A 23,412-nucleotide genomic window follows, 5' to 3' on the forward strand; every position below is an offset into this window, starting at 1 on the left:
GCTCACAGCAGCACCAGGTCGTCGCGGTGCACGACCTCCCGTTCGTACGCCGGGCCGAGCGCCGCGGCAAGTTCCGCGGTGGAGCGACCGAGTAGTCCGGGTAGCTCGACCGCGTCGTAGTTGACCAGGCCACGGGCGACCGGCGCACCGGCGGTGTCGACCAGGTCCACCGGGTCGCCCGCGGTGAACGCCCCGTCGACGGCGGTGATCCCGGCCGGCAGTAGTGACTTGCGCCGACCCACCACGGCGGCCACCGCGCCCGGGTCGAGGTGCAGCCGACCGCGGGGCGAGGTCGCGTGGGCGAGCCAGAACAGCCGGGCCGCCGGCCGGCTGAGGCTGGGCTGGAAGTACGTCCCGACCGGCTCGCCGGCCAGCGCCGCGACGGCCTGCGCGGCGGAGGTGAGCACCACCGGGATGCCGAAGCCGGTGGCGATCCGGGCCGCCTCGACCTTGGTCACCATGCCGCCGGTACCGACGCCGGAGCGTCCGCTGCCGCCGATGTCGACCCCGACCAGGTCCGTCTCGTCGCGTACCTCCGCGATGCGGCGGGAGCCGGGCCGCGACGGGTCGCCGGTCCAGAGGGCGTCGACGTCGGAGAGGAGGACCAACAGGTCGGCGTCGACCAGCGCGGCCACCAGCGCGGCCAGCCGGTCGTTGTCGCCGAACCGGATCTCCTCGGTGGCGACCGTGTCGTTCTCGTTGACGATCGGCACCGCCCGCAGGTCGAGCAGCTTGCGCAGGGTGCGGTACGCGTTGCGGTAGTGCGCGCGCCGGGTCACGTCGTCGACGGTGAGCAGCACCTGGCCGACGGTGCGACCGTGCCGGGCGAAGGCGGCGGCGTACCGGCCGATCAGCAGGCCCTGGCCGACGCTCGCGGCGGCCTGCTGGGTGGCCAGGTCGCGTGGTCGCCGGGTCAAACCCAGCGGGGACAGGCCGGCGGCGATCGCGCCGGAGGAGACGAGCACCACCTCGCGGCCGTCGGCGGTCCGGGTGCCGAGGGCATCGACGAGCGTGTCGAGGCGCTCGTCGTCCAGCCCGCCGGTGGCGGTGGTCAACGAGGAAGATCCGATCTTGACGACGACCCGCCGGGCCGCCGTGACTGCGTCGCGCACCCGCCTATTCTGCGTGGTCGTCGCCGGGCGGTCCGTCGGCGTTCCCATACTCTGGCCGGTTGTGACACCAGACGAGTACGTCGAGGCGGTGCTGGAACTGGTCGACCGGATCCCGCCGGGCCGGGTGATGTCGTACGGGGCGGTGGCCGACGCGCTCGCCGAGCGCTCCGGCCGGGCCTCCGCCCGGCTGGTGGGGGCGATCATGGCCCGGCACGGTGGGGCCGTCGGCTGGCACCGGGTGGTCAACGCCTCCGGTGCGATGCCGCCCCGGCTCGCGGCCGAGGCGCGGGCGCGCTGGCTCAGCGAGGGCACCCCGTTGCGCCAGGACCGGGTGGACATGCGAACGGCCAGTTGGTGGCCCGGTGAGGGGATGTGACCGGAGGCGTAACGTGAGTAACATTCGGCACTATGAGTGCACCGCCGGGCGGCTCCGGCTCGTCGCCAGATCCCGGCTCGTCGCCAGATCCCGGCTCGCCGACCGGTTCCGGTTCGTCGCCTGATCCCGGGGCACCCGTCGCGGCACCGGCCCGGCTGCCGCGCAAGGTGCATGTCGGGTACGCGGCCGGCTCGCTGGCCACCGGGGCGTTCGGCACGGTGCCGGGCTTGCTGCTGCTGCCTTACCTGACCGACACGCTCGGCGTGGCGGCGGGCGTCGCCGCGTTGCTGGTGCTCTTGCCGAAGGCGTGGGACGTGCTGGTCAACCCGGTCGCCGGGCGGATCTCCGACCGCACCCGGTCGCGGTGGGGCGCCCGCCGCCCGTACCTGCTCTTCGGTGGGCTGGCGCTGGCCGTGCTGTTCGGGTCGATCTTCGCGGCACCGTTCGGCGCCGGTCCGGCCGCCGGGGCGTACGTCGCCGTCGCCTTCCTGGCCACCGCGACCGCGTTCGCCTTCTTCCAGGTGCCGTACGTGGCGATGCCGGCCGAGTTGACCTCCGACTACGCCGAGCGTACCCGGATGATGACCTGGCGGATCGCGGTGCTGGCGCTGGCCATCCTGGCCGCCGGTGCGCTCGCGCCGCTGGTCCGCGACGCCGCCGGTGGTGGGCTGCCGGGGCACCGCTGGATGGGGCTGTTCGTCGCCGCGTTGATCGCAGTCGGCGCGGTCGGCGCCTTCCTCGGCACCCGCTCCGCTCCCCGGGGTGAGGTGGGCGAGAGCGAACCGAGCCTGCGCGCCCAGCTCGCCGTGGCCGGGCGCAACCGTCCGTTCCGGGCGCTGCTGCTCTGCTTCGTGGTGCAGTCGGCCGGGGTGGCCACGATCCTCGCCGGGGTGCAGTACTTCGCCGACCAGATCCTGCGTGACTCGGCCACCGGTCCGACGCTGCTGTTCGTCTGCTTCGTCGGGCCGGCGCTGGTGGTGATGCCGCTGTGGTCCCGGGTGGGTGCCCGGCTGGGCAAGCTCGCCGCCCTGGTGCTGGCCTCGCTGATCCTGGCGTCCGGCGGGCTGGCGCTGGTCGTGGCGCCGCTGCTGCCCACCGTCGTGATCTACCTGCTGGTCGCGTTGCTCGGCGTCGGCTACGCGGGGCAACAGGTGTTCGCGCTGGCCATGTTGCCGGACTGCATCGCGTACGACACCGCCCGTACCGGCCGTCGCCAGGCCGGCGTCTTCACCGGCCTGTGGACCGCCGGGGAGACCTTCGGCCTGGCCCTCGGCCCCGGCATCTACGGTCTGGTGCTGGCCCTCACCGGCTACGTCTCTTCCACCACCGGTACCGCCGCCGCCCAGTCCGACACCGCCCGCCTCGGCGTCCTGCTCGGCTTCACCCTCCTTCCGGCCCTGCTCATCGCCCTGGCCATCCTGTTCCTGCGCCCCTACGACCTCACCGAAGCTCACCTCGGACCCACCACCGACGTGGCCACCGCACCCGATCGTGCAGTCGTGGTCGGGGCGGCAGCCGCTGAACCGAACGGAAAGGGCATCACTACTTCATGATCGACGAAGACCGGTCGGCGTTGCCGGCGCAGGGAGTGCCGGCGGAGCGGGTGCTGGCGGAGATCCGCGAACTGCGGGGGATGGACCGGCCCACGCACGGCGGGCGGCTGTTCGCGTACGTCTACGACCCGGGCGTTGCGGGGCTGGAGGAGCTCGCCGCGGCGGCGTACGCCGAGAGCGCTCATGTCAACGGGCTCGATCCGACCGCGTTTCCCTCCCTGCTCGCCATGGAGAACGCGCTGGTGGGGGCGGCGGCCCGGCTGCTCGGCGGTGGGCCCGGCACGAACGCGCCGGCGGTGGTCGGCAGCGTCACCAGCGGTGGCACCGAGTCACTGATCCTGGCCGTGAAGACCGCCCGGGACGCCCGGCCGGAGATCGACGAACCTCGCATCGTGGTGCCGGCGAGCGCGCACGCCGCGTTCGCCAAGGCGGCGCACTACCTGCGGGTGGAGATCGATTCGGTGCCGGTCGACCTGGACACGCTCCGGCCGGCGGTCGCCGACGTGGCCGCCGCGATCCGGCCGGAGACGGTGCTGGTGGTCTGCTCCGCACCGTCGTATGCGCACGGCGTCATCGATCCCGTCGAGCAGATCGCCGAGGTGGCCGCCGCGGCCGGGGTGCGCTGCCACGTGGACGCCTGCTTCGGCGGTTGGACGCTGCCGTACCTGCGTCGCCTCGGCGCACCGGTACCCGCCTTCGACTTCGCCGTGCCCGGCGTCACCTCCATCTCGGTGGACCTGCACAAGTACGCGTACGCGCCGAAGGGCGTCTCCGTGTTGCTGCACCGCGACCCGGCGCTGCGCGCACCGCAGTACTTCGCGTACGCCGACTGGCCCGGCTACACGATGGTCAACCCGGTGATCTCCTCCACCCGCTCCGGCGGGCCGATCGCCGCCGCGTACGCGACCCTGCGGCACCTCGGCGACGACGGCTACCTGGAGCTGACCCGGCAGACCCGGGAGGCGGTGCGGGTACTCGCCGACGCGGTGCGCGGGGTCGACGGGCTGCGCCTGGTCGCCGAGCCGGCGTCCACCGTGGTCTGCTTCACCACCACCGACTCCGGGCCCGACCTGTTCGTCCTGGTCGACGAGTTGGCCGCGCGGGGCTGGCACACCCAGCCCCAACTCGGGTACGCCGGACTGCCGCGCAGCGTGCACCTGACGGTGACCGCCGCGGTGGCCCCCCGGGCGGCCGAGTTCGGCCCCGACCTGGCCGAGGCGGTCACGGCGGCCGGCGTGACCGGTCCGGTCACCCTCCCACCGGAACTGCTCGCCCTGGCCGGCGCGCTCTCCCCGGAGGCGTTGACCGCCGACCTGGTCGCCGGCCTGGCGGCCGGGCTGGGCCTCGGTGCCGGCGGCGGGCTGCCGGAGCGGATGGCGCCGGTGAACACCCTGCTCGACGCCGCGGCCCCGGCGCTGCGCGAGCGGCTGCTGGTCGAGTTCGTCAGCCTGCTGCAACGCCCGTCGTACTGACCGGCTGCGTTGCACGTCGAGAAGGGCACGTCGAGAAGGGGCACGTCAGGGAGGGGCCTGCTGCTACGCGAGGCGTCAGTAGCGGTCCCCTCCTTTCCGAGGGGCTGTGGTTGACTGTCGGGGAGGGGAAGGGGGCGGTCGTGCAGCTGCCGGCGGTGCTCGGCGAGCCGATCCGGTTCGTGCTGAACTGGGGCCGGCGCTACTCGCTCTGGGTCTTCAACTTCGGGTTGGCCTGCTGCGCCATCGAGTTCATCGCGACCAGCATGTCCCGGCACGACTTCATGCGCCTGGGCGTGATCCCGTTCGCGCACGGTCCCCGGCAGGCCGACCTGATGGTGGTCTCCGGCACCGTCACCGACAAGATGGCCCCGGCGATCAAGCGGCTCTACGACCAGATGCCCGAGCCGAAGTACGTCATCTCGTTCGGCGCCTGCTCCAACTGCGGCGGCCCGTACTGGGACTCGTACTCGGTGACCAAGGGGGTCGACCAGCTCATCCCGGTCGACGTCTACGTGCCCGGCTGCCCGCCCCGGCCCGAGGCGCTGCTGCACGGCATCCTCCGCCTCCAGGAGAAGATCGCCGCCGAGCAGTCCGGCGTCGGCGGCGTGCCCCGCCCCGACCTGCTCGCCCCGCCGACCGACACCCCGCCGACCGACACCCCGTCGGCCGACACCCCGTCGGCCGAAGCCGCGTCGACCGGCACCCCGGCGACGGGCGCCGCGTCCCGCTCCACCGCCTCGCTGACCGCCCCACCGGTACGCCCACCGACCGCCTGAGTCGGCGTGACGCGCCGGTCGCGCCCAGGCCGTCCGGTGGCGGTGGGCGGCTAGCGTACGAGCCATGACCGACGTCGCGGAGCGGCGCTCCGCCTTCATCGTCGAGGTGTTGACCGAGGAGTTCGGCACCCTGATGGCGCTCGACCCGGCCGCCTTCCGGCGCAAGTTCCGCAAGATGGCGGCCTCCCCGTTCGCGTTCTACCGGGGCAGTGCCAGCCTCTTCTACGCCGACCAGCGGGGCGACTTCGCCGACGACCGCTTCCTCGACGAGCGGACCAGCCGGGTGTGGATCCACGGCGACCTGCACGCGGAGAACTTCGGCACCTACATGAACGGCTCCGGTCAGCTGGTCTTCAACGTCAACGACTTCGACGAGGCGTACGTCGGGCCGTTCACCTGGGATCTGCGGCGCTTCGTGGCCAGCGTCGCGTTGATCGGCTACACCAAGGCGCTCTCCGACCGGGTGATCACCGAGCTGGTGACCGGCTTCGCCGAGTCGTACCTGACCGAGCTGCGGGCCATCGCCGCCGGTGGCGACGACGCGATCGGCTCGATCACCCTGGACAACGCCGACGGCGTGTTGCGCCGGGTGCTCCAACAGGCCCGGCTCAACACCCGGGTCGACCTGCTGCGGGCGCAGACCACCATCGACGCGTACGAGCGGCGGTTCTCCCTCGGCGACGGGGTGTACGAGGTGGACGGCGACGTGCGGGCCCGGGTCTGCGCCGCCTTCCAGGACTACCTGGACACGCTGCCGGCCACCACCCCGGCCCGGCCGGTGGCGGCGCAGGTCAAGGACGTGGTGCTGCGCAAGGGGGTCGGCATCGGCTCGGCCGGACTGCCGTCGTACAACCTGCTGTTGGAGGGGCACACCCAGGCGCTGGAGAACGACGTCGTCATCTACATGAAGCAGGCCCAGGTGCCGGCGGTGGCCCGGTACGTCGACGACGAGCGGGTCCGTGGCTACTTCCGGCACCAGGGTCACCGCACCGCCGAGTCGCAGCGCGCGTTGCAGGCGCACGCCGACCCCTGGGTGGGTTTCACCGAACTCGACGGGGTGGGTCAACTGGTCGCCGAGGTCTCCCCGTACGCCGCCGACCTGGACTGGGCGGACGTCAACGAGCCCGAGGAGTTGGCCGGCGTACTGGCCGACCTGGGGCGGGCGGTGGCCCGGATGCACTCGGTCGCCGACGACGAGTCCAGCCACGACCTGGTCGACTACTCCACCGAGGAGGCCGTCGTCGCGGCCGTCGACACGGATCCCGCCGGCTTCGTCGGGCACCTGGTCGACTTCGCCCACGCGTACGGCGTACAGGCCCGGCAGGACCACCAGCTCTTCGTGGACCTGTTCCGCAACGGCCGGCTGCCGGGCATCTGACCCGGCCGGGTTGCGGATCAGACGGTGAAGTCGATGACCACCTTGATGTCCTGCGGCCCGGGGGAGTAGGCGCTGGCGTACTCGGACAGCGGCACCCGGCGCGTGATCAGCGAACCGAGCCACGACCGGTCGGCCCGGGACAGCGCCTCGGCGGCGGCGTCCCAGTGCCGCCGGTTGGCGTTGACCGAGCCGAAGACGACGTTGTTCTCCAACACCAGGGTCCGGTTCAGCGCACCGGCGTCGAAGTCGATGATCCGGCCGCCGCTGGAGACCCCGGCCAGGCAGACGATCCCCGTCGGGGCCACCCTGCACATGGCCTCCAGGACGACCACCGGCGCGCCGGTGCATTCGACGATCACGTCCGGCTCGAAGTCGAGCTGGTCCAGCGGTCCCGAGTGGTAGGTGGCGCCGAGCGCGCCGGCCAGCTCCGGCTTCGGCCCCTCGGTGGCCAGGTCCAGCACGTGTACGGAGAGCCCGCGCTGGCTGGCCAGCAGCGCGGCGAGCAGGCCGATCGGTCCGGCACCGGTGATCAACGCGGTCCGCGGCTGCCACTCCGCCCGCCGGCCGATCCGGTCGATGTGGTCCCATGCCTTGACGACCACACTCGTCGGTTCGAGCAGTACGCCCACCTCGTCGAGCGTCGGGTCGAGCCCCACGGCGAAGCGGGGCTGGAGCCGCCACCGCTGCCGGGCGAAGCCGGGTAGCGCCTTGATGCCGTGCTCGGTGAACATCCCGTTGCGGCACATGTCCCACTCGCCGACGGCGCAGTTCGGGCAGGGCAGCGGATCCGGATGCCGGACGATCCCGGCGACCAGGTCACCGGGTTGCAGGGTGCCGGTCGGATCCTCGATCACCCGGCCCAACGACTCGTGCCCGATCACCAGGTGATCCGTGCCGGGCGGGGCCTCGCCGTACTGCCCCTCGATGATCTCGAGGTCGGTGCCGCAGATCCCCACCGCGACCGCCTCCACCAGGATCGAACCCTCCTCGGTCGGCGGCTCCGGATAGTCGTCGAGCAGGCGCAGCGATCCGGGCACTCCGGGGATGACAGTCACAGCACGCACCGGCCAATCCTCGCGGGCGCCACCCCGCTGGCGCCGGCAAAGCCCGGATCTCCACCCGACCGCGCGTACCCGACCGCCGGGCGCCGTCGGCCGGGGCCGCCTGCACCGGGCTGGCGCGTTCGGCCGCGCTCGGCCATAGGATCAGCGTCATGACACCGGAGGAGATCGGCCAGCGGCTCGTCGCGCTACTCGCGCCCGTCGAGGTCACCGCGGCGGTCTCCGGAGGCCAGGCGTACGCCCGCGGCACCGTCGACGTCCCCCCGGCGCAGTGGCGGGCGGCGCTGCTGGCCGCCCGCGACGACACCGAGCTGGCCTGCGACTTCTTCGACTGGTTGTCGGCCGTCGACGAGCTGGCCGAGGGCTTCGAGGTGGTGGCCCACCTGTGGTCCACCCGGCATCGACACGGCCTGCTGCTGCGGGCGCGGATACCCCGGTCGACCCCGACGATCGACTCGGTGGTGTCGGTCTACCCGGGGGCCGCCTGGCACGAGCGGGAGACCCACGAGATGTTCGGCATCGACTTCGCCGGGCACGCCGACCTGCGGCCGTTGCTGCTGCCACCGGAGTTCGAGGGGCATCCGCTGCGCAAGGAGTTCGTGCTCGCGTCCCGGGTGGCGAAGCCCTGGCCGGGGGCGAAGGAACCGGGTGAGTCGGAGGCCGGCGGCGGTCGGCGACCGATCCGGCCGCCGGGCGTCCCCGCACCCGGCGAGTGGGGTGTGGTGCCGACCCCGGCGGGAGCCGGTGGCGCCGGGGAGGGGCCGCGCGGCGGTACCCCGGCCCGGCCCGCCCGGGAACGACCCGCCCGCCCGGCACCGGGCGCACGCGCCCCCCGTACCCCCGGTTCCGCCGCCGCACCACCGCCGACCTCGACCGACGCCCCGCAGCCCGGCCCGGCACCCGCCGCTGGCCCGGCCTCCGATGCTGGCCCGGCACCCGACGAGGGGGGTACGAGCTGATGCCACTGTGGCTGGAGCTGGTGATCCGGATCGGTGGCGTGCTGGCCGCCTTCCTCATCCTGCCGCTGCTGGTGGGCCAGGCCGAGCACAAGGTGATGGCGCACATGCAGGGCCGGCTCGGGCCGATGTACGCGGGCGGATTCCACGGCTGGGCGCAACTCGTCGCCGACGGGGTGAAGTTCGTGCAGAAGGAGGACATCACCCCACGTGCCGCCGACCGTCCGGTGTTCCGGCTGGCTCCGGCGGTGGCCCTGGTGCCGTACCTGCTCGCCTTGCTGGTGATCCCCCTCGGGCCGAACGACCTGGTCGGGCAGCCACTCGACGTCGGCCTGTTCTTCGTCCTCGCGGTGGTCGGTGTCGGTGTGCTGGCGGTGCTGATGTCGGCCTGGGCATCGGCCAACAAGTACAGCCTGCTCGGCGGGCTGCGTGGCGCCGCCCAACTGCTCGCGTACGAGCTGCCGCTGGTGCTGGCCGCCGCGTCGGTGGCGATGGCCGCCGGCACACTGAGCCTGTCCGGCATCGTCGAGGCGTGGCAGCCGTGGTGGCTGCTCTGGCAGGCCCCGGCGATGGCGGTCTTCTTCCTCGCCGGCCTGGCCGAGATCCGCCGGCCACCGTTCGACATGCCGGTGGCCGACTCCGAACTGGTCTTCGGTTACCTGACCGAGTACAGCGGCCTGCGTTTCGCGTTCCTGCTGTTGGCCGAGTACGTCGGCATCGTGGTGATCGCCGCGCTGACCACCGTGCTCTTCCTCGGCGGCTGGCAGGGCCCGTTCGCCGACGAGCAGCTCGGTTGGCTCTGGACCCTGCTCAAGGTCGCCGCCGTCAGCTTCGTGATCATCTGGCTGCGGGTCTCCTACCCCCGCCTGCGTGAGGATCAACTCCAGCGTCTCTGCTGGCTGGTCCTGGTCCCCACCGCCCTCGCCCAACTAATCCTCACCGCCACCATCCGCCTAGCCCTCTAACCACCCCCACCCGCGCCCACCCCCGCACCCCTACCCGCGACGCTTCTATAGGCGGCACGGCAGGCGGCGCGGCGTGGCGCGGCGGGAGGCGGGCGTGGGAAGGCCGTGCGGGGTCGGTGGGGACGTTAGGGCAGGGGGGTGTGGGTGGGGGTTACGCGTTCGGTCTGGGGTGGCGGTGGCGGGGGAGTGCCGTCGCCGAAGGGGCGGCCGCCGAGGGCCTCGCGGTCGTGTGGGGTGAGCCAGTTCGACAGGTCGGGGCCGAGGGGTACCACGCCGGTCGGGTTGATGTCCCGGTGCACCTCGTAGTAGTGCCGCTTGATGTGGTCGAAGTCGACGGTGTCGCCGAAGCCAGGGGTGGTGAACAGGTCCCGGGCGTACGCCCACAGCACCGGCATCTCGCTGAGCTTCTGCCGGTTGCACTTGAAGTGACCGTGGTAGACGGGGTCGAAGCGGACCAGCGTGGTGAACAGCCGGACGTCTGCCTCGGTGATGGTGTCGCCGACCAGGTACCGCTGCCCGGCGAGCCGCTCGCTGAGCCAGTCCAGCCGGTCGAACAGCCGGTGGTACGCCTTCTCGTACGCTTCCTGGCTGCCGGCGAAGCCGCAGCGGTACACGCCGTTGTTGACGTCGCTGAAGACCACCGCGTTGACCTCGTCGATCTCGGCGCGTAGGTGTTCGGGGTAGAGCTGCGGCGCGCCGGGACGGTGATGGGCTGTCCACTCGGTGGAGAGGTCGAGACTCATCTGGGCGTAGTCGTTGGTGACCACCTGCCCGGTCGGCACGTCGACGATGGCCGGCACGGTGATCCCGCGCGGATAGTCGGGGTAGCGGGCGAAGTACGCCTGCTGGATGCGTTCGATGCCGAGCACCGGGTCACGCCCGTCGGGGTCGAGGTCGAAGGTCCAGCTCCGTGCGTCGTGGGTCGGTCCCGTGACGCCCATGGAGAGGACGTCCTCCAGGCCGAGCAGCCGCCGTACGATGATCAGCCGGTTCGCCCAGGGGCAGGCGCGGCTGACGACCAGCCGGTAGCGCCCGGGTTCGACCGGGTAGTCGTCCCGCCCGTCGGCGGTGATCCGGGTGGTGATGTACCGCTGGTCCCGGTTGAACTCGCCGCCCGGCTCGACGTACTTCCCGCCGGTGCTGGTGTCGCCCTCGCCCATGTCGCCCCCAGGTGTCGCCGGTTCCTTCCCGGTCCCATCATGGCGGATCTTCGACCGGCTGGCCCCTCGGGTGGGGCAGATCCCGACCCTCCGGCCCCTCGGGCGGGGCAGATCCCGACCCTCCGACGCCTCGGGCGGGGCAGATCCCGACCCTCCGACGCCTCGGGTGGGGCAGTGGTCAGCCGTGCGGGCCCGAGGTGGCCGGACCCGACCTCCGGGTGGTGGTCGCGCGTACGCAAGCCACAGGGCAGGATGTTCGGCATGAGCGAGCGAAGCGAGCCGGCCGGCGTGCCGGGCAGCGGCCTGGTCAAGGGGCTGGCGGTCACGCTCAAGACGATGACGAAGCGTTCCACCACCCAGCAGTACCCGGACGTCGCCCCCGACCTGCCGCCCCGCTCGCGCGGGGTGATCGCGCTGTTGGCGGAGAACTGCACGGTCTGCATGCTCTGCTCCCGCGAGTGTCCGGACTGGTGCATCTACATCGACTCGCACAAGGAGGAGGTGGCGGTGCCCGGCGCCGCCCGCCCCCGCCAGCGCAACGTGCTCGACCGGTTCGACATCGACTTCTCGCTCTGCATGTACTGCGGCATCTGCATCGAGGTCTGCCCGTTCGACGCGCTCTACTGGTCGCCGGAGTTCGAGTACGCCGAGTACGACATCAAGGATCTGCTGCACGACAAGGATCACCTGGGCGAGTGGATGGCGACCGTGCCGCCGCCGCCCGCGCACGACCCGAACGGCGAGCCGGCCAAGGAGGAGACGGCTGCCGCGCGCAAGGCCGCGGTCCCTGCCGCGGCCGCCGCCCGTCCCACCACCCCGGCGGTACGCCCCGACTCCCGTCCCGCCGCCCGCCCGGCCACACCCGCCGCCGTCCCACCCCCGGCCGACGCTGAGCAATCCACCCGCCCTGAGCCGGCCGGCGGCAGCGAGCCGGCCACCGGTGCCGATGGGACGGGCGACGGGGCGGCCGGCGAAGGTACGACCAGGTGACCGGCGTGGACGTGCTGCTGCTCGCCCTGGGGGCGGTGGCGGTCGGCTCGGCGGTGCTGGTGGTGACCACGAAGCATCTGGTCCGCGCCGGGCTGTATCTGGTGGTCTGCCTCGGTGCGGTGGCCGGGCTGTACCTGGTGCTCGCCGCGGAACTGGTCGCCTGGGTGCAGGTGCTGATCTACGTCGGCGCGGTCGTGGTGCTGCTGTTGTTCGCGGTGATGCTCACCCGCGCGCCGATCGGCGCCTCCGACGACCTGGACCGTCCCGGTTGGCCGGCCGCGCTGATCGGCGGCGGGGTCGGGCTGGGGCTGGCCGTGCTGATGGTCGACGCGTACCGCTGGACGACGGTGGAACTGCCGGCGGCGGGTACCGCCGAACGCATCGGTGAGCAGGTCTTCGGCAGTTGGGTGCTGCCGTTCGAGGTGTTGTCGATCCTGCTGCTGTCGGCCCTGGTCGGCGCGATCGTGCTGTCCCGTCCGGACATCGGTGCCGCCCGGCAGGCCACCGGCGATCCGGACCGCGAGCCGGGGCGGTCGCGGTGAGGCCGGTCATCCCGTACGTCACCGCCGCGCTGCTCTTCGGCCTTGGTGTGTACGGCGTCCTGCGGCGTCGCAACGCGGTCCTGGTGCTGATGGCCGTCGAGCTGATGCTCAACGCGGTCAACCTGATCCTGATCACCGCCGACACCACGGCGCGAGCGTTGCTGCCGCAGGGCGGTCAGGTCTTCGCGCTCTTCGTGATCGTGCTGGCCGCGGCCGAGATCGGCGTGGGGTTGGCGATCGTGCTCCAGCTCTACCGGATGCGGGCCAGCGTCGCCGTCGACGAGGTGCCGCTGGCCGACGGCCCAGCCACCGAACCGATCCCCGCCGGCGTCACCGGTTCGGGCCGCGTCGCCGGTTCGGGCCGCGTCGCCGGTTCCGGCCGCGTCGCCGGTGGGGCCGGTGACGCCGGTCCGGGTGCCCAACGGCCGGAGGGGGAGCGGTGAGCACCACGACGCTGCTGGGCGTGCTGCTGCCGGTCGTACCGCTGGTCGCCGGCCTGACCGGCCTGCTGCTGCCGCCCTCCCCGCGGGGCGCGGCCACCGGTCAGGAGACCGCCCGCCGCCTCGCCGTCGGCCTCGGCGTGGCCGGTGCGGCCGGCGCCCTCGCCCTGGCGGTGGCGCTGCTGTTCACCCTGGACTCGTCGACCGAGGCGTCGACCACCTGGATCCGGTTCGGCGGGCTCACCGTCACCCTCGGGGTACGCCTCGACGGCGCCGCCGCGCTGGTCGCGGTGGCGGTCGCCGCGGTCGCCCTGGCCGTGCAGGTCTACTCCACCGGCTACCTCAAGCGCGGCCCGCACGATGACGTCGACGTGGACCACCGCTACCCGCCGTACGCGGCGCAGATCAGTCTCTTCACCGCCGCCATGCTGCTGGTGGTGGTCTCCGGGGACCTGATCCTGCTACTGGTCGGCTGGGAGGTGATGGGTCTCTGCTCGTACCTGCTGATCGCCCACGACCGGCGGTTGCCGGCGGCACCGGCCGCGGCGATGAAGGCGTTCCTGGTGACCCGGGTCGGCGACGTCGGTTTCCTGCTCGGCATCGCGCTGCTCGGCGTCTCGGCGGGCAGTTTCCGGATCGCCGACGTGCTCGCCCACGACCACGGCACCGGTACGCTCACCGCCGCCACGCTGCTGCTGCTCGCCGGGGTGGCCGGCAAGAGCGCGCAGTTCCCGCTGCACACCTGGCTGCCGGACGCGATGGCTGGCCCCACCCCGATCTCCGCGCTGATCCACGCCGCGACCATGGTCGCCGCCGGGGTGTACGCGGTGATCCGGCTCTGGCCGCTCTTCGAGGCCACCCCCACCGTGCTGGCGGTGCTCGGGGTGATGGCTTCGGTGACCCTGCTGCTCGGCGCGTTCGCGGCCACCGCGCAGGACGACATCAAACGGGTGCTGGCCTGGTCCACGGTCTCCCAGCTCGGCTACATGACCGGTGCGCTGGCCGTCGGCTCCCCGCCGGCCGCCCTGTTCCACCTGCTCACCCACGCCGCGTTCAAGGCGCTGCTGTTCCTCGCCGCCGGTGTCGTGATCCACGCCGTCGGCACCACCCTGATGTCCCGGATGGGCGGGCTGCGGCACCGCATGCCGGTCACCTTCTGGTGCACGGTGGTCGGCCTGGGCGCGCTGGCCGGGGTACCGCCGCTCTCCGGTTTCTGGAGCAAGGAGGGCGTGCTCGCCGCCGCCGAGTCCGCTTTGCTGGGCGACGGTCCGGCCCCGGCCTGGGTGGGCTGGCTGGTCTTCCTGTCCGGGCTGCTCGGCGTCGCGGTCACCGCCTGGTACGCCACCCGGCTGCTGCTGCGTACCTTCTTCGGTGCCGCCCGCGACCCGCTGCTGAACCCGCACGATCCGCCGGCGGTGCTGCGCTGGCCGGTGCTGCTGCTCGCCGTACCGGCCGTGCTGCTCGGCCTGGCCGGCTTCTGGCCCGCCTTCGCCGACCGGCTGCCGTCCGCTGTCCCCGGCGAGCCGGCAACAGCTGAGCTGCTGCACGTCGCGCCGCTGATGCTGCTGCCGCTGGCGTTGCTGGCCCTCGGGGCCGGGCTGGCCTGGGTCCGGTGGCGCCGCGACAGCGCCGCCGATCCGGCGACGGCGCTGGGCCCGCTGCGGCCGGTCTTCGCCCGCGCGTTCCGCCTCGACGACGTCCAGCACACCCTGGTCGTACGCCCCACGGCGGCGCTGGGTCGGCTGGCCCGTGGTGCCGACGAGCGCCTCGTCGACGGCGCGGTCACCGGCACCGGCCGGGCCGCTCGGGCCCTCGGCGGTGGGCTCGGCGACCTGCACCGGGCGGCGTTGCCCCGGGCCGCCACCGCGGTGCTCGCCGGTGCGCTGCTGATCGGCCTGGCCGCCGTCCTGATCGGAGCCACCTCATGACATCCGGCGCGGCGTCGGTGAAGACCGGAGGGGCGGCATGAGTCTCGGGCAGTTGCTGCTGGTCGCGGTGCTCGCGGTACCCGCCGTCGGCGCGCTCGCGGTGGCGGCCACGCCCCGCGACCGGGCCGCCCGGCTGGTGGGTGTCGCCGCCGCCGCGCTGACCCTCGTCGCGGCGGTCGCGCTGGTCGTCGGCCGGGACGCCGGCTGGGTCTCCTACGGGACGGCAGCACCGGCGGTGCGGCCCTGGCACGCGGTCGACCTGCCCTGGGTACCGGGGCTGGACCTGCGCTTCCACCTCGGCGTGGACGGCATCTCCTGGCCACTGGTGGTGCTGACCGCGCTGCTCACCCTGCTCTGCTGCGGGTACAGCCTGTGGCGGGTGCCGCCGGGCGGCAGCGGCCGGGCGCTGGTGGCCCTGCTGCTGGTGGTCGAGGTCGGCATCCTGGGTACCTTCCTCGCTCTCGACCTGGTGTTGTTCTTCCTGTTCTTCGAGGTCGTCCTGCTGCCGATGTACGCGATCATCGTCGGCTGGGGCGGCGACGGCACCGATCCGGCGGCGGTGGCGGCCCGGCGCCGCGCCGGGCGCAAGTTCGCGCTGTACACGCTCTTCGGTTCGGTGCTGCTGCTGGTCGGCGTCTACGTCGTGGTGGCCGCCGCCGGCACCGCCGACATCGTGGCGCTGACCGGCGGCACCGGGCTGCCCCGGAGCACCCAGCTCGCCGCGTTCACGCTGCTCGCCCTCGCCTTCGCGGTGAAGAGCCCGCTCTGGCCGTTGCACTCGTGGCTGCCCGACGCGCACACCCAGGCACCCACCGTCGGCAGCGTGCTGCTCGCCGGGGTGCTGCTCAAGATGGGCACGTACGGCCTGATCCGGGTCGCCGTCGGGGTCGCACCGGAGGGCGCCCGCTGGGCCGCCCCGGTGCTCGGGGTGCTCGCCGTCGCCGCCATCCTGGTCGGCTCGCTGGTCTGCCTGGCACAGACCGAGCTGAAGCGGCTCATCGCCTACTCCAGCGTCGGGCACATGGGCTTCGTGCTGCTCGGAGTCGCCACGCTGACCGCTACCGGCATCCAGGCGGCGCTGATCGGCAACGTCGCCCACGGCATCGTCACCGGCCTGCTGTTCTTCCTGGCCGGTGCGATCAAGGACCGTACCCACACCGGTGCGCTGCGCGAACTGTCCGGGCTGCGGGAGACCGCGCCCCGGCTGTCCGGCCTGCTGGCCTTCGCGGCGGTCGCCTCCCTGGGGCTGCCCGGCCTGGCCGGGTTCTGGGGTGAGGCGTTCGCCGTGGTCGCCGCCGTCCAGACCGGCGGTGCGCTCTGGACCACGCTGGCCGTACTGGCCGCGCTCGGCGGGGCGTTGACCGCGGCGTACCTGCTCCGGCTGCTGCGGCGGGTCACCCACGGCCGACCGAGTACGGCGGTCGCCGGGCTCCGCCCGGGGCTGGCCGGCGCGGAACTGGCCGCCTGGGTGCCGCTGGTGCTGCTGACGCTGGCCGTCGGGCTGGCCCCGACGCTGGTGCTCGGTGTCGCCGAGGCGCCGGTGGCCGCCCTGGTGGGGGTGTTGCGATGAGCGCGCGAACCGGTTGCCCGGTGGGCTCCCGTAGTGGTGTCGACCGGAGGGAGGCGGCGTGGTGAGCGTGGCGCAGACCGTCGACAGCGTGGCGTTGCTGCCGGCGTACCTGGCTGCCGGGACGGCCGTGCTGGTGCTCCTGGTCGACCTGCTGCTGGCCCGGCCGGTGGCGACGGTGGCCGCGGCGGCCACCGGCGCGGTCGCCACCGCGGTCGGCGCGGCGGCGGTCAGCGTCGGCGGTGAGCGCCGCACCTTCTGCGTGGGCGCCGACTGTTCGTACGTCTTCGGTGGCCGGGCGGCACTGGTCGCCGCGCTGGTGGCGTTGCTGGTGCTCGGCGTGCTGGCGCTGTCCGGGCCGCTGCTGCGCGACGGGCGCACCCCGGTGGGCGAGTTCTGCTTCCTGCTCGCCTGCTCGATGACCGGCGGCGTGGTGCTCGGCGCGGCCGGTGACCTGATCACCCTGATCGTCGCGGTGGAGACCCTCACCCTGCCGCTGTACATCCTGGTCGGGCTGCGCCGGGGCAGCCTGGCCGGTGCCGAGGCGGCGGTCACCTTCTTCGTGGTGAGCGTGGTGGCCACCACGCTCACCCTGCTCGGCGCCGCGCTGCTCTACGCCGCCACCGGCGGGCTGCACCTGGAACGGCTGGGTGTGCTCCTGGCCGACCGGTCGGAGTTGCTCGACCTGCCGCTGACCACGGTGGCGGTGACGCTTGTGGTGTCGGGGCTGGCGTTCAAGGTGGCGGCGGTGCCGTTCCACGCCTGGGCCCCGGCCACCTACGACGGGGCACCGTTGCCGGTGGCCGCGTACCTCTCCACCGCCTCCAAGCTCGGCGGCGTGGTCGCCCTGCTGGCTGTCGTGCAGCACGCGCTGCCGCCCGGCGTGACCGGCCCGGTGCTGGCCCTGGTCGCCGCGCTCACGATGACCGTGGGCAACCTGGTGGCGCTGCGCCAGCGGCGTACCGTCCGGCTGCTGGCCTGGTCCTCGGTGGCCCAGGCGGGGTACATCCTCGCCCCGCTCGGTGCCCTCGCCCTGGCCGACGCCGACGCCCGGGCCGGCGCGTACGCCGCCGCCCTCGCGTACGCCGTCTTCTTCGTGCTGTTGGAGTTGGCCGCGTTCGCCGGGGTGGTGGCGTTGCGCCCCGCCGGGGCGGACGGTGGTCGGCTCGACGACCTGCGCGGCGCCGCGCGACGGCACCCGTGGGTCGGCGCGGGCCTGGCGTTCGCCCTGGTCGGCCTGGCCGGGCTGCCGCCCGCGCTGGCCGGCCTGTTCGCCAAGGTGACCGTGGTGCGGTCGCTGCTCGGCGGGGACGCCGGTTGGCTCGCCCTGCTGGTGGCGCTGAACGCGGTCGTCGGCCTGGCCTACTACCTGCGGTTCGCGGCGCTGCTCTACGCCCCGGCCGGCGACGTCACGCCCGCCGCCGTCCGGCCGGCGCGGGTGGTGGCCGTCGCGTTGGCGGTGGCGACCGCACTCGCCGTGATCGTGGGTTTCGCCCCGCAACTGGTGCTCGACCTCGCCGGCGGCTGAACCCGGCCATTGCGGCCGTAACTCCCACTCTTGAGCGTCACTCAGTCAACTCTCAGCCATGAGACGGATGGTTGACGGGTACCGGTGTTGTTGTACCGGTCAGCGGATCCGGCATCCGTGCACCGAAGGAGTGATCGTGCACCACAACCGTCTCAAGACCGCCGCGCTGCTCGGCCTGCTCACCTCGCTGATCCTGGCGGTGGGCTACTGGTTCGGTGGCAGCGGCGGACTGGTCATCGCCGTACTCGTGTCGCTGGTGATGAACGGCGTCACCTACTTCTACTCCGACAAGCTGGCACTGCGTTCGATGGGCGCGCAACCGGTCAGCGAGGCACAGTTCCCCGAGCTGTACCACATGGTGCGTGAGCTGGCGGCCGAGGCTCGACAGCCGATGCCGCGGCTGTACGTGAGCCCGACGGCCCAACCGAACGCGTTCGCCACCGGACGCAACCCGCAGAACGCGGCGGTCTGCGTCACCCAGGGCATCGTCGAGATCCTCGACTACCGCGAGCTGCGTGGCGTGATCGGACACGAGCTGTCGCACGTCTACAACCGGGACATCCTCATCTCCAGCGTGGCGGCCGGCCTCGCCGGCATCATTACCATGCTGGCCAACCTCGCCCTGTTCATTCCGCTGGGCGGCAACAGCGACGAGGACGGCCCGAACCCGCTCGTGCTGCTGCTCACCATCATCCTGGGGCCGATCGCCGCGACCGTCATCCAGCTGGCGATCAGCCGCAGCCGGGAGTTCCAGGCGGACGCCTCGGGCGCCGAGCTGACCCGTGACCCGCTGGCCCTGGCCAGCGCGCTGCGGAAGATCCACATGGGCGCCCAGCGTCGGCCGCTGCCCGCCGAGGGCCAGCTCACCAGCACCGCCCACCTGATGATCGCCAACCCGTTCCGGGGTGGCGGCGTAGCCGCCCTGTTCGCCACCCACCCCCCGATGGAGCAGCGGGTAGCCCGCCTGGAACAGATGGCAGCCCGCCCCGGCCCCCTCCACCCCAACCACTAACCCCACCCGGGGGCCCACCTGGTTGATCATGAGGTTGACGGCAGTGGTTGATCTTCAACTTGCCGTCAACCTCATGATCGACTCTCCGGGAGGTCGGGTGGGAAGTGGGTTGGGCGCCGGAGGGCGGGGAGTTAGGGTCTGGAGGACTTTGACTCCTTACCTTGGTGGAGGTCGGCGGTGGCTGGGCTGCGTCGGTATCTGGGCGTCTGGCAACTCCCGGGGGCGCCGACGCTGCTGATCACCGGCATCGTCGGGCGGCTCGGCATCGGCATGACGCCACTGGCGCTGCTGCTCGTGGTCGAGCAGGTCACCGGACGGTACTCACTGGCCGCCGCGGCCGGTGGCTGCTACGCCCTCTCCGGTGCCGCGCTCAGCCCGGTGGCCGGGCGGATCGCCGACCGGATCGGCCCCACCCCGGTACTGCTCGGCACCGCGATCGCCCATCCGCTCGCCCTGGTCGGGCTGCTCTGGTCGGCCCGCGCCGACGACCTGCCCTTCGCCCTGGTCCTGGTGGCCGCCGCCATCGCCGGTGCCACCTACCCGCCGCTGACCGCCGCGATCCGGGGCGCCTGGAACGACCTGACCAGCGTCGCCTCCGGCCGCTACCACCTGCGCAACACCGCTCTCGCCGCCGAGACCACCCTGTTCGAGCTGGTCTTCGTACTCGGCCCGCTGCTGGTGGCCGGCTTCGTGCTGTTCGCCGACGCGGGCGCGGCCCTGCTCGGCGCGGCGGCGGTCACCCTGGTCGGCACCATCGCGGTGGCGCTCGGCCAGACCATGCGTGCCTGGCAGCCCCACTCGGTGGAACACCGCACCCGAGGGCTCGGCCCACTGAAGGTGGCCGGCTTCCCGGCCCTGCTGATCTGCGTGGCCAGCCTCGGCATCGCCTTCGGCGCGGCCGGGGTGACCGTACCGGCCTTCGCCACCCGCTACACCCCCGACGACCCGGACAGCCTGGCCGGCGTACTCCTGGCGGTCTGGGGCGTCGGCTCCGCGATCGGCGGCTTCTGGTTCGGGATCCGGCGACCGGCCCGCAACATGACCCGCCAGTTCGCCTGGCTCCTCGCCGCGGTGGCCGGCAGCTTCGCCGTCTTCGCCCTGATGCCCACCCCCGGCGCGCTCGGCGTCGCGCTGGTCATCGGCGGCGCCACCATCGCACCCGCGCTGACCCTGGAGAACACCCTGGTCGGCCGGATCTCACCGGCCGGCATGCTGAACGAGGCGTACACCTGGGTGGTGACCATGTCGGTCGGCGCGAGCGCGGCCGGTGGCGCGGTCGCCGGGCTGATCGTGGACCACTCCGGCGGCGTGCCCTGGGCCTTCCTGTTCGCCGGTGCGGCAGTCGCCGCCGGGGCCGTGGTCGCCGCGCTGCCCGCCGGCCCCATCGCCCGCGCGGAGATCGCCACGGTACGCCAGGAGACCCCCGCCCCGGTCTGACCGCGCCTGGAGCGGGTACCCCCACCGGATGTTCGCCTTCTTCTCGAACCGTCTCGGCTGTCTCGGCTCGATCCTGGTCAGCGCGATCCTCACCATCGTGCTGCTACTGATCTTCGGCCGCTGACCCCCACCCAGCCGGCACCGAAGGCCGGCAGGCTACTCGGCGACGAAGACGCCCACACCCGGCAACGTCTCGGTCATGCCCTTGATCCGTAGCACCTGCATGGCTCGGTCGATCACCGGCTCGGTGACCCCGTAGTGCTCGATCAGCTCTCGGCGGCTCGGCAGCTTTGCGCCGGGCGGAAACTCGCCGGAGGCGATCCGCAAGGCAAGATCGTCGGCGATCTGTTCATAGCGGTAGCGGGGCGGCACGCGGTTCTCCTCGGTTGGCAACACGAGTAGACCACCTATGCCAGCCCTTGACTACCCAACGCTACCCATGGGAAGTTGGCAGCGAGGTCGATTCCCTCGGTTGGCGCTGTGGGCCGTCCTCGCCGGCGTGGGTGCCCGCCCCATCCCCCGAGCGGGCATCCACGTCTCCAGACAACTGCGGCCCAAGGAGACGACCGTGTTCCTGCCGTTGTGGCGTGCGTCGTGAAGGGTGAGTCGGTACCGATCGGTCGGCGGGTGGCGTACCTGCGGGTCCGGCGGAGACTGTCGCAGCAGTCGTTCGCGGACCAGTTGGGCAAGTCGAAGAGCTGGGTCGACAAGGTCGAGCGCGGGGTCCGCTCCCTGGAGCGGGTATCGACCATCCGGGACATCGCCGCGGTCCTGCGGGTCGACGCCGCGACCCTGCTCGGGCGTGACCTTCAACGCCCCGAGGCGGTCGAGCGGAACGCGGGCGTGGCGGAGATCAGGGCGGCCCTGTCGGCGTACGAGATCGCGCTGGGTCGCCCGGCCGGCGGCCGGCGGGTGTTGTCGCCGGACCGGCTGGCCCAGGAGATCGAGCACGCGTGGAGCACCTACCAGCACGCCCGGTATCCCCGGCTGGTCGAGTTGCTTCCGGCGTTGCTGACCGAGGTGCACCGCGCCCACGCCCAGGATCCGGCGGCGTGCCGCACTGCGGTCGTGGAGGCGTACCGGGTGACGGCGGCGTTGCTGGTCAAGCTGGACGAGGCGAGCCTTGCCTGGCTGGCCGCTGACCGGGCCATCTCAGTGGCGGCCGGTGACCGGCTGCTCGTCGCGTGTGCGGCGGTGCAACTGGGGCAGGCCCTGCCGGCACGGGCGAGGCCGGTGATGCTCGCCGCCGCGTACCGGATCGCCCCGTCCGACCTCGATGACGGTACGCCCGAGGAACTGGCGCTGTGCGGCACCCTGCTGCTGCGGGCGGCCCTGATGGCGGCCGGTTCGGGTGACGAGCGCGCGACGGTCGACCTGCTGGACGAGGCGGGGGAGATGGCCGCCCAGCTGGGCGACGGGCACGACCACCATCGCACCGCCTTCGGGCCGACCGCTGTCGAGCTGGCCCGGACGACGGCCGCGGTCGAACTGGGCGACGTGCGGCAGGCGATCACCCTGCACCAGAGGGTGACGAAGCGGGACGGCTGGCGGTCCCTGCCCGTCGAACGCCGAGCCGCCCACCTGATCGAGACGGCGCGTGCCTACCTGCACACCGCCGCCCCGGGCGCCGCCGCCCGCGTACTGCTGCAAGCCGACCACATCGCACCCGCCGAGGTACGCAACCGCCCGGCCGGCCGGGCGACGGTCGCGCAGGTCGCCCGCGACCCGGACGCCCCGACCACGATCACCGAACTCGCCCGTGCCCTCGGCGTGATCTGCTCATGACCAGCGGATCGGAGCCCGCTGCTCAGCGGCACCGACCTGCCCGGCGGCGAACCGCCTAGCGGTAGTTGGTGAACTGCAGGGCGACCCCGAAGTCCTCGCCCTTGAGCAGCGTGATGACGGCCTGCAGGTCGTCCTTCTTCTTACCGGTGACCCGCAGCTGGTCACCCTGGATCTGCGCCTGCACGCCCTTCGGGCCCTCGTCGCGGATCTTCTTGCTGATCGCCTTGGCCTTCTCCTGGTCGATGCCCTGCACCACCTTGGCGTCGATCTTGAAGATCTTGCCCGACTGCCGAGGGTCGCCCGCGTCCAACGACTTCAGCGAGATGTTGCGCTTGATCAGCTTCTCCTTGAAGACCTCAAGCGCCGCCCGCACCCGCTCCTCTGTCTCCGCCTGGAGGCTGATCGCCTCCTCGCCCGACCAGGAGACCTCCGCGCCCGTGCCCCGGAAGTCGAACCGCGTCGCAAGCTCCTTCTCCGCCTGGCGGAGGGCGTTGTCGACCTCCTGGCGGTCGACCTTGCTCACGATGTCGAAGGACGGGTTCGCTGCCATACTCATGCTCCTGCTGTCCGGCTGGTTTGTGATCCTTTGCCCCCGGTTGGCCGGGGGTGCGACTCCCTGACGGTACCCGGTTGCGACGGTGGCCGGGGGAGCCGCTATCCTTGCTTCCGCCGCCGCGCCACGGTGCGGTGGTATGCCCTGGCGGGTTGCCCGAGCGGCCAATGGGAGCGGACTGTAAATCCGTCGCGAAAGCTACAGAGGTTCGAATCCTCTACCCGCCACCAGGTGTAGGTACGGCCCCCGGCCAGCAGGAATGCTGATCGGGGGCCGTTCTCGTTGATCTAGCTCCGTCCGGCTGAGTCCAGCCCGTTGCGACTCGTTGTGGGCATATCGTGGGCGGGTTGATCAAGGCCCGTTCGTTGGCTCGGCGCTGGCGTTGCGGACGGCGCTGTGTGGACGGCTGAGGCGGTCTGTGGCTGCGGGAGACGGACCGGTGGCAAGCCAGTCCGTTTGGACTGGCGCGGCAGACGGAAGCCCTGAACGGCTTCCTGGGCCGAGTTGGTCGGCTTCCGTACTGCCTGGAGCCGATGCGGCGCTGCCGGGATGTCTGTCGTGGGGCGGCTGCCCTGCGGCTGTCGGTGGCTGACCGCCCCGGCGCCGTAGGCGGCCGGGGCGGCTTGCCGCCGGCCGGGCTCACGCCCCGGCACCGCGCGACGCGCGGTGCCTTGATCTGATAGAGCGGAATTCGGCAGTGCGCGGGTTTCGTCAGAACTTGGGTTCGACCGGTGACGGCAGCATGTCGGCCCACCGGCCAGCCCGTGACCAGGTCCCTGATCGCCTACGACCACTAACCCGACTTCGGACTTACTCGTCTA

The 23,412-nt window shown here is 72.6% G+C and carries 20 protein-coding genes, 1 tRNA gene and 1 pseudogene; 17 read left to right on the forward strand and 5 right to left on the reverse strand.

What is annotated here, in order from left to right; translation table 11 throughout:
* Positions 1 to 2: 2 nt before the first annotated feature.
* Positions 3 to 1,112: a glutamate 5-kinase gene (gene proB, locus D2L64_RS23780; RefSeq protein ID WP_199714734.1), complete on the reverse strand. Its 1,110-nt coding sequence runs from the start codon at positions 1,110 to 1,112 to the stop codon at positions 3 to 5.
* 61 nt (positions 1,113 to 1,173) lie between these two features.
* Here proB and D2L64_RS23785 point away from each other — a divergent pair, with 61 nt between their 5' ends.
* From D2L64_RS23785 to D2L64_RS23805, 5 genes are all read left to right on the forward strand, one after another.
* Entirely contained in the window at positions 1,174 to 1,488 is a 315-nt protein-coding gene (locus tag D2L64_RS23785) for an MGMT family protein (protein ID WP_119579431.1), read from the forward strand.
* 32 nt (positions 1,489 to 1,520) lie between these two features.
* A complete protein-coding gene (locus tag D2L64_RS23790; RefSeq protein ID WP_119579432.1) occupies positions 1,521 to 3,041 on the forward strand; it encodes an MFS transporter in 1,521 nt (506 codons plus the stop codon).
* Positions 3,038 to 4,513 (forward strand): pyridoxal phosphate-dependent decarboxylase family protein, encoded by a 1,476-nt coding sequence (locus tag D2L64_RS23795; RefSeq protein WP_119579433.1) that lies wholly within the window; start codon positions 3,038 to 3,040, stop codon positions 4,511 to 4,513. The genes D2L64_RS23790 and D2L64_RS23795 overlap by 4 nt, the downstream gene beginning before the upstream one ends.
* Before the next feature lie 140 nt (positions 4,514 to 4,653).
* On the forward strand, positions 4,654 to 5,289 hold the full coding sequence (locus D2L64_RS23800) for an NADH-quinone oxidoreductase subunit B (protein WP_119579434.1): 636 nt from the start codon (positions 4,654 to 4,656) through the stop codon (positions 5,287 to 5,289).
* Positions 5,290 to 5,353: 64 nt separating this feature from the next.
* A complete protein-coding gene (locus tag D2L64_RS23805; protein ID WP_119579435.1) occupies positions 5,354 to 6,667 on the forward strand; it encodes a DUF2252 domain-containing protein in 1,314 nt (437 codons plus the stop codon).
* A gap of 17 nt (positions 6,668 to 6,684) precedes the next feature.
* Here the strand turns inward: D2L64_RS23805 and D2L64_RS23810 are convergent, their stop codons facing one another.
* The gene (locus tag D2L64_RS23810; RefSeq protein ID WP_119579436.1) at positions 6,685 to 7,731 is read right to left on the reverse strand and encodes a glucose 1-dehydrogenase; all 1,047 of its coding nucleotides are present in this window, start codon (positions 7,729 to 7,731) and stop codon (positions 6,685 to 6,687) included.
* 149 nt (positions 7,732 to 7,880) lie between these two features.
* On the opposite strand from D2L64_RS23810, the gene D2L64_RS23815 reads away from it, so the two are divergent.
* A complete protein-coding gene (locus D2L64_RS23815) occupies positions 7,881 to 8,687 on the forward strand; it encodes an NADH-quinone oxidoreductase subunit C (RefSeq protein ID WP_119579437.1) in 807 nt (268 codons plus the stop codon).
* Positions 8,687 to 9,649 (forward strand): NADH-quinone oxidoreductase subunit NuoH, encoded by a 963-nt coding sequence (gene nuoH, locus D2L64_RS23820; RefSeq protein ID WP_119579438.1) that lies wholly within the window; start codon positions 8,687 to 8,689, stop codon positions 9,647 to 9,649. Before D2L64_RS23815 ends, nuoH begins: the two co-directional genes overlap by 1 nt.
* Before the next feature lie 125 nt (positions 9,650 to 9,774).
* Here the strand turns inward: nuoH and D2L64_RS23825 are convergent, their stop codons facing one another.
* Complete coding sequence (locus D2L64_RS23825; RefSeq protein WP_119579439.1) at positions 9,775 to 10,809, reverse strand: glutathione S-transferase family protein; 1,035 nt, start codon at positions 10,807 to 10,809, stop codon at positions 9,775 to 9,777.
* A gap of 252 nt (positions 10,810 to 11,061) precedes the next feature.
* On the opposite strand from D2L64_RS23825, the gene D2L64_RS23830 reads away from it, so the two are divergent.
* From D2L64_RS23830 to D2L64_RS23865, 8 genes and pseudogenes are all read left to right on the forward strand, one after another.
* Positions 11,062 to 11,799, forward strand: a complete 738-nt coding sequence (locus tag D2L64_RS23830; RefSeq protein WP_233559117.1) for a NuoI/complex I 23 kDa subunit family protein — start codon at positions 11,062 to 11,064, stop codon at positions 11,797 to 11,799.
* Positions 11,796 to 12,341 carry an NADH-quinone oxidoreductase subunit J family protein gene (locus D2L64_RS23835; RefSeq protein WP_119579440.1) on the forward strand — a complete coding sequence of 182 codons (546 nt, stop codon included), beginning with the start codon at positions 11,796 to 11,798 and terminating at the stop codon, positions 12,339 to 12,341. Before D2L64_RS23830 ends, D2L64_RS23835 begins: the two co-directional genes overlap by 4 nt.
* A pseudogene (gene nuoK / locus D2L64_RS23840) lies at positions 12,338 to 12,649 on the forward strand (NADH-quinone oxidoreductase subunit NuoK); the annotation flags it as partial. The gene D2L64_RS23835 and the pseudogene nuoK, both read left to right, overlap by 4 nt.
* A 131-nt stretch (positions 12,650 to 12,780) precedes the next feature.
* Positions 12,781 to 14,709, forward strand: coding sequence for an NADH-quinone oxidoreductase subunit 5 family protein (locus D2L64_RS23845; RefSeq protein ID WP_119579441.1), 1,929 nt, complete (start codon positions 12,781 to 12,783; stop codon positions 14,707 to 14,709).
* Positions 14,710 to 14,746: 37 nt separating this feature from the next.
* Entirely contained in the window at positions 14,747 to 16,279 is a 1,533-nt protein-coding gene (locus D2L64_RS23850; RefSeq protein WP_119579442.1) for a complex I subunit 4 family protein, read from the forward strand.
* A gap of 61 nt (positions 16,280 to 16,340) precedes the next feature.
* Positions 16,341 to 17,804, forward strand: a complete 1,464-nt coding sequence (locus tag D2L64_RS23855) for an NADH-quinone oxidoreductase subunit N (RefSeq protein ID WP_119579450.1) — start codon at positions 16,341 to 16,343, stop codon at positions 17,802 to 17,804.
* Positions 17,805 to 17,940: 136 nt separating this feature from the next.
* Entirely contained in the window at positions 17,941 to 18,816 is an 876-nt protein-coding gene (htpX, locus tag D2L64_RS23860) for a zinc metalloprotease HtpX (RefSeq protein ID WP_119579451.1), read from the forward strand.
* Positions 18,817 to 18,993: 177 nt separating this feature from the next.
* Positions 18,994 to 20,253, forward strand: a complete 1,260-nt coding sequence (locus D2L64_RS23865; protein WP_119579443.1) for an MFS transporter — start codon at positions 18,994 to 18,996, stop codon at positions 20,251 to 20,253.
* Positions 20,254 to 20,409: 156 nt separating this feature from the next.
* Here D2L64_RS23865 and D2L64_RS23870 read toward each other — a convergent pair whose 3' ends face one another.
* The gene (locus tag D2L64_RS23870; RefSeq protein WP_233559119.1) at positions 20,410 to 20,625 is read right to left on the reverse strand and encodes a winged helix-turn-helix domain-containing protein; all 216 of its coding nucleotides are present in this window, start codon (positions 20,623 to 20,625) and stop codon (positions 20,410 to 20,412) included.
* 222 nt (positions 20,626 to 20,847) lie between these two features.
* Between D2L64_RS23870 and D2L64_RS23875 the strand changes: the two genes are divergently transcribed.
* Positions 20,848 to 22,038 carry a helix-turn-helix domain-containing protein gene (locus D2L64_RS23875; RefSeq protein ID WP_119579445.1) on the forward strand — a complete coding sequence of 397 codons (1,191 nt, stop codon included), beginning with the start codon at positions 20,848 to 20,850 and terminating at the stop codon, positions 22,036 to 22,038.
* Between the two features lie 55 nt (positions 22,039 to 22,093).
* Here D2L64_RS23875 and D2L64_RS23880 read toward each other — a convergent pair whose 3' ends face one another.
* The gene (locus tag D2L64_RS23880; protein ID WP_119579446.1) at positions 22,094 to 22,588 is read right to left on the reverse strand and encodes a YajQ family cyclic di-GMP-binding protein; all 495 of its coding nucleotides are present in this window, start codon (positions 22,586 to 22,588) and stop codon (positions 22,094 to 22,096) included.
* 149 nt (positions 22,589 to 22,737) lie between these two features.
* Here D2L64_RS23880 and D2L64_RS23885 point away from each other — a divergent pair.
* A tRNA-Tyr gene (locus tag D2L64_RS23885) sits at positions 22,738 to 22,821 on the forward strand.
* Positions 22,822 to 23,412 lie beyond the last annotated feature (591 nt).

It is taken from the genome of Micromonospora radicis (assembly GCF_003583405.1).
Classification (GTDB): Bacteria; Actinomycetota; Actinomycetes; order Mycobacteriales; family Micromonosporaceae; genus Micromonospora; species Micromonospora radicis.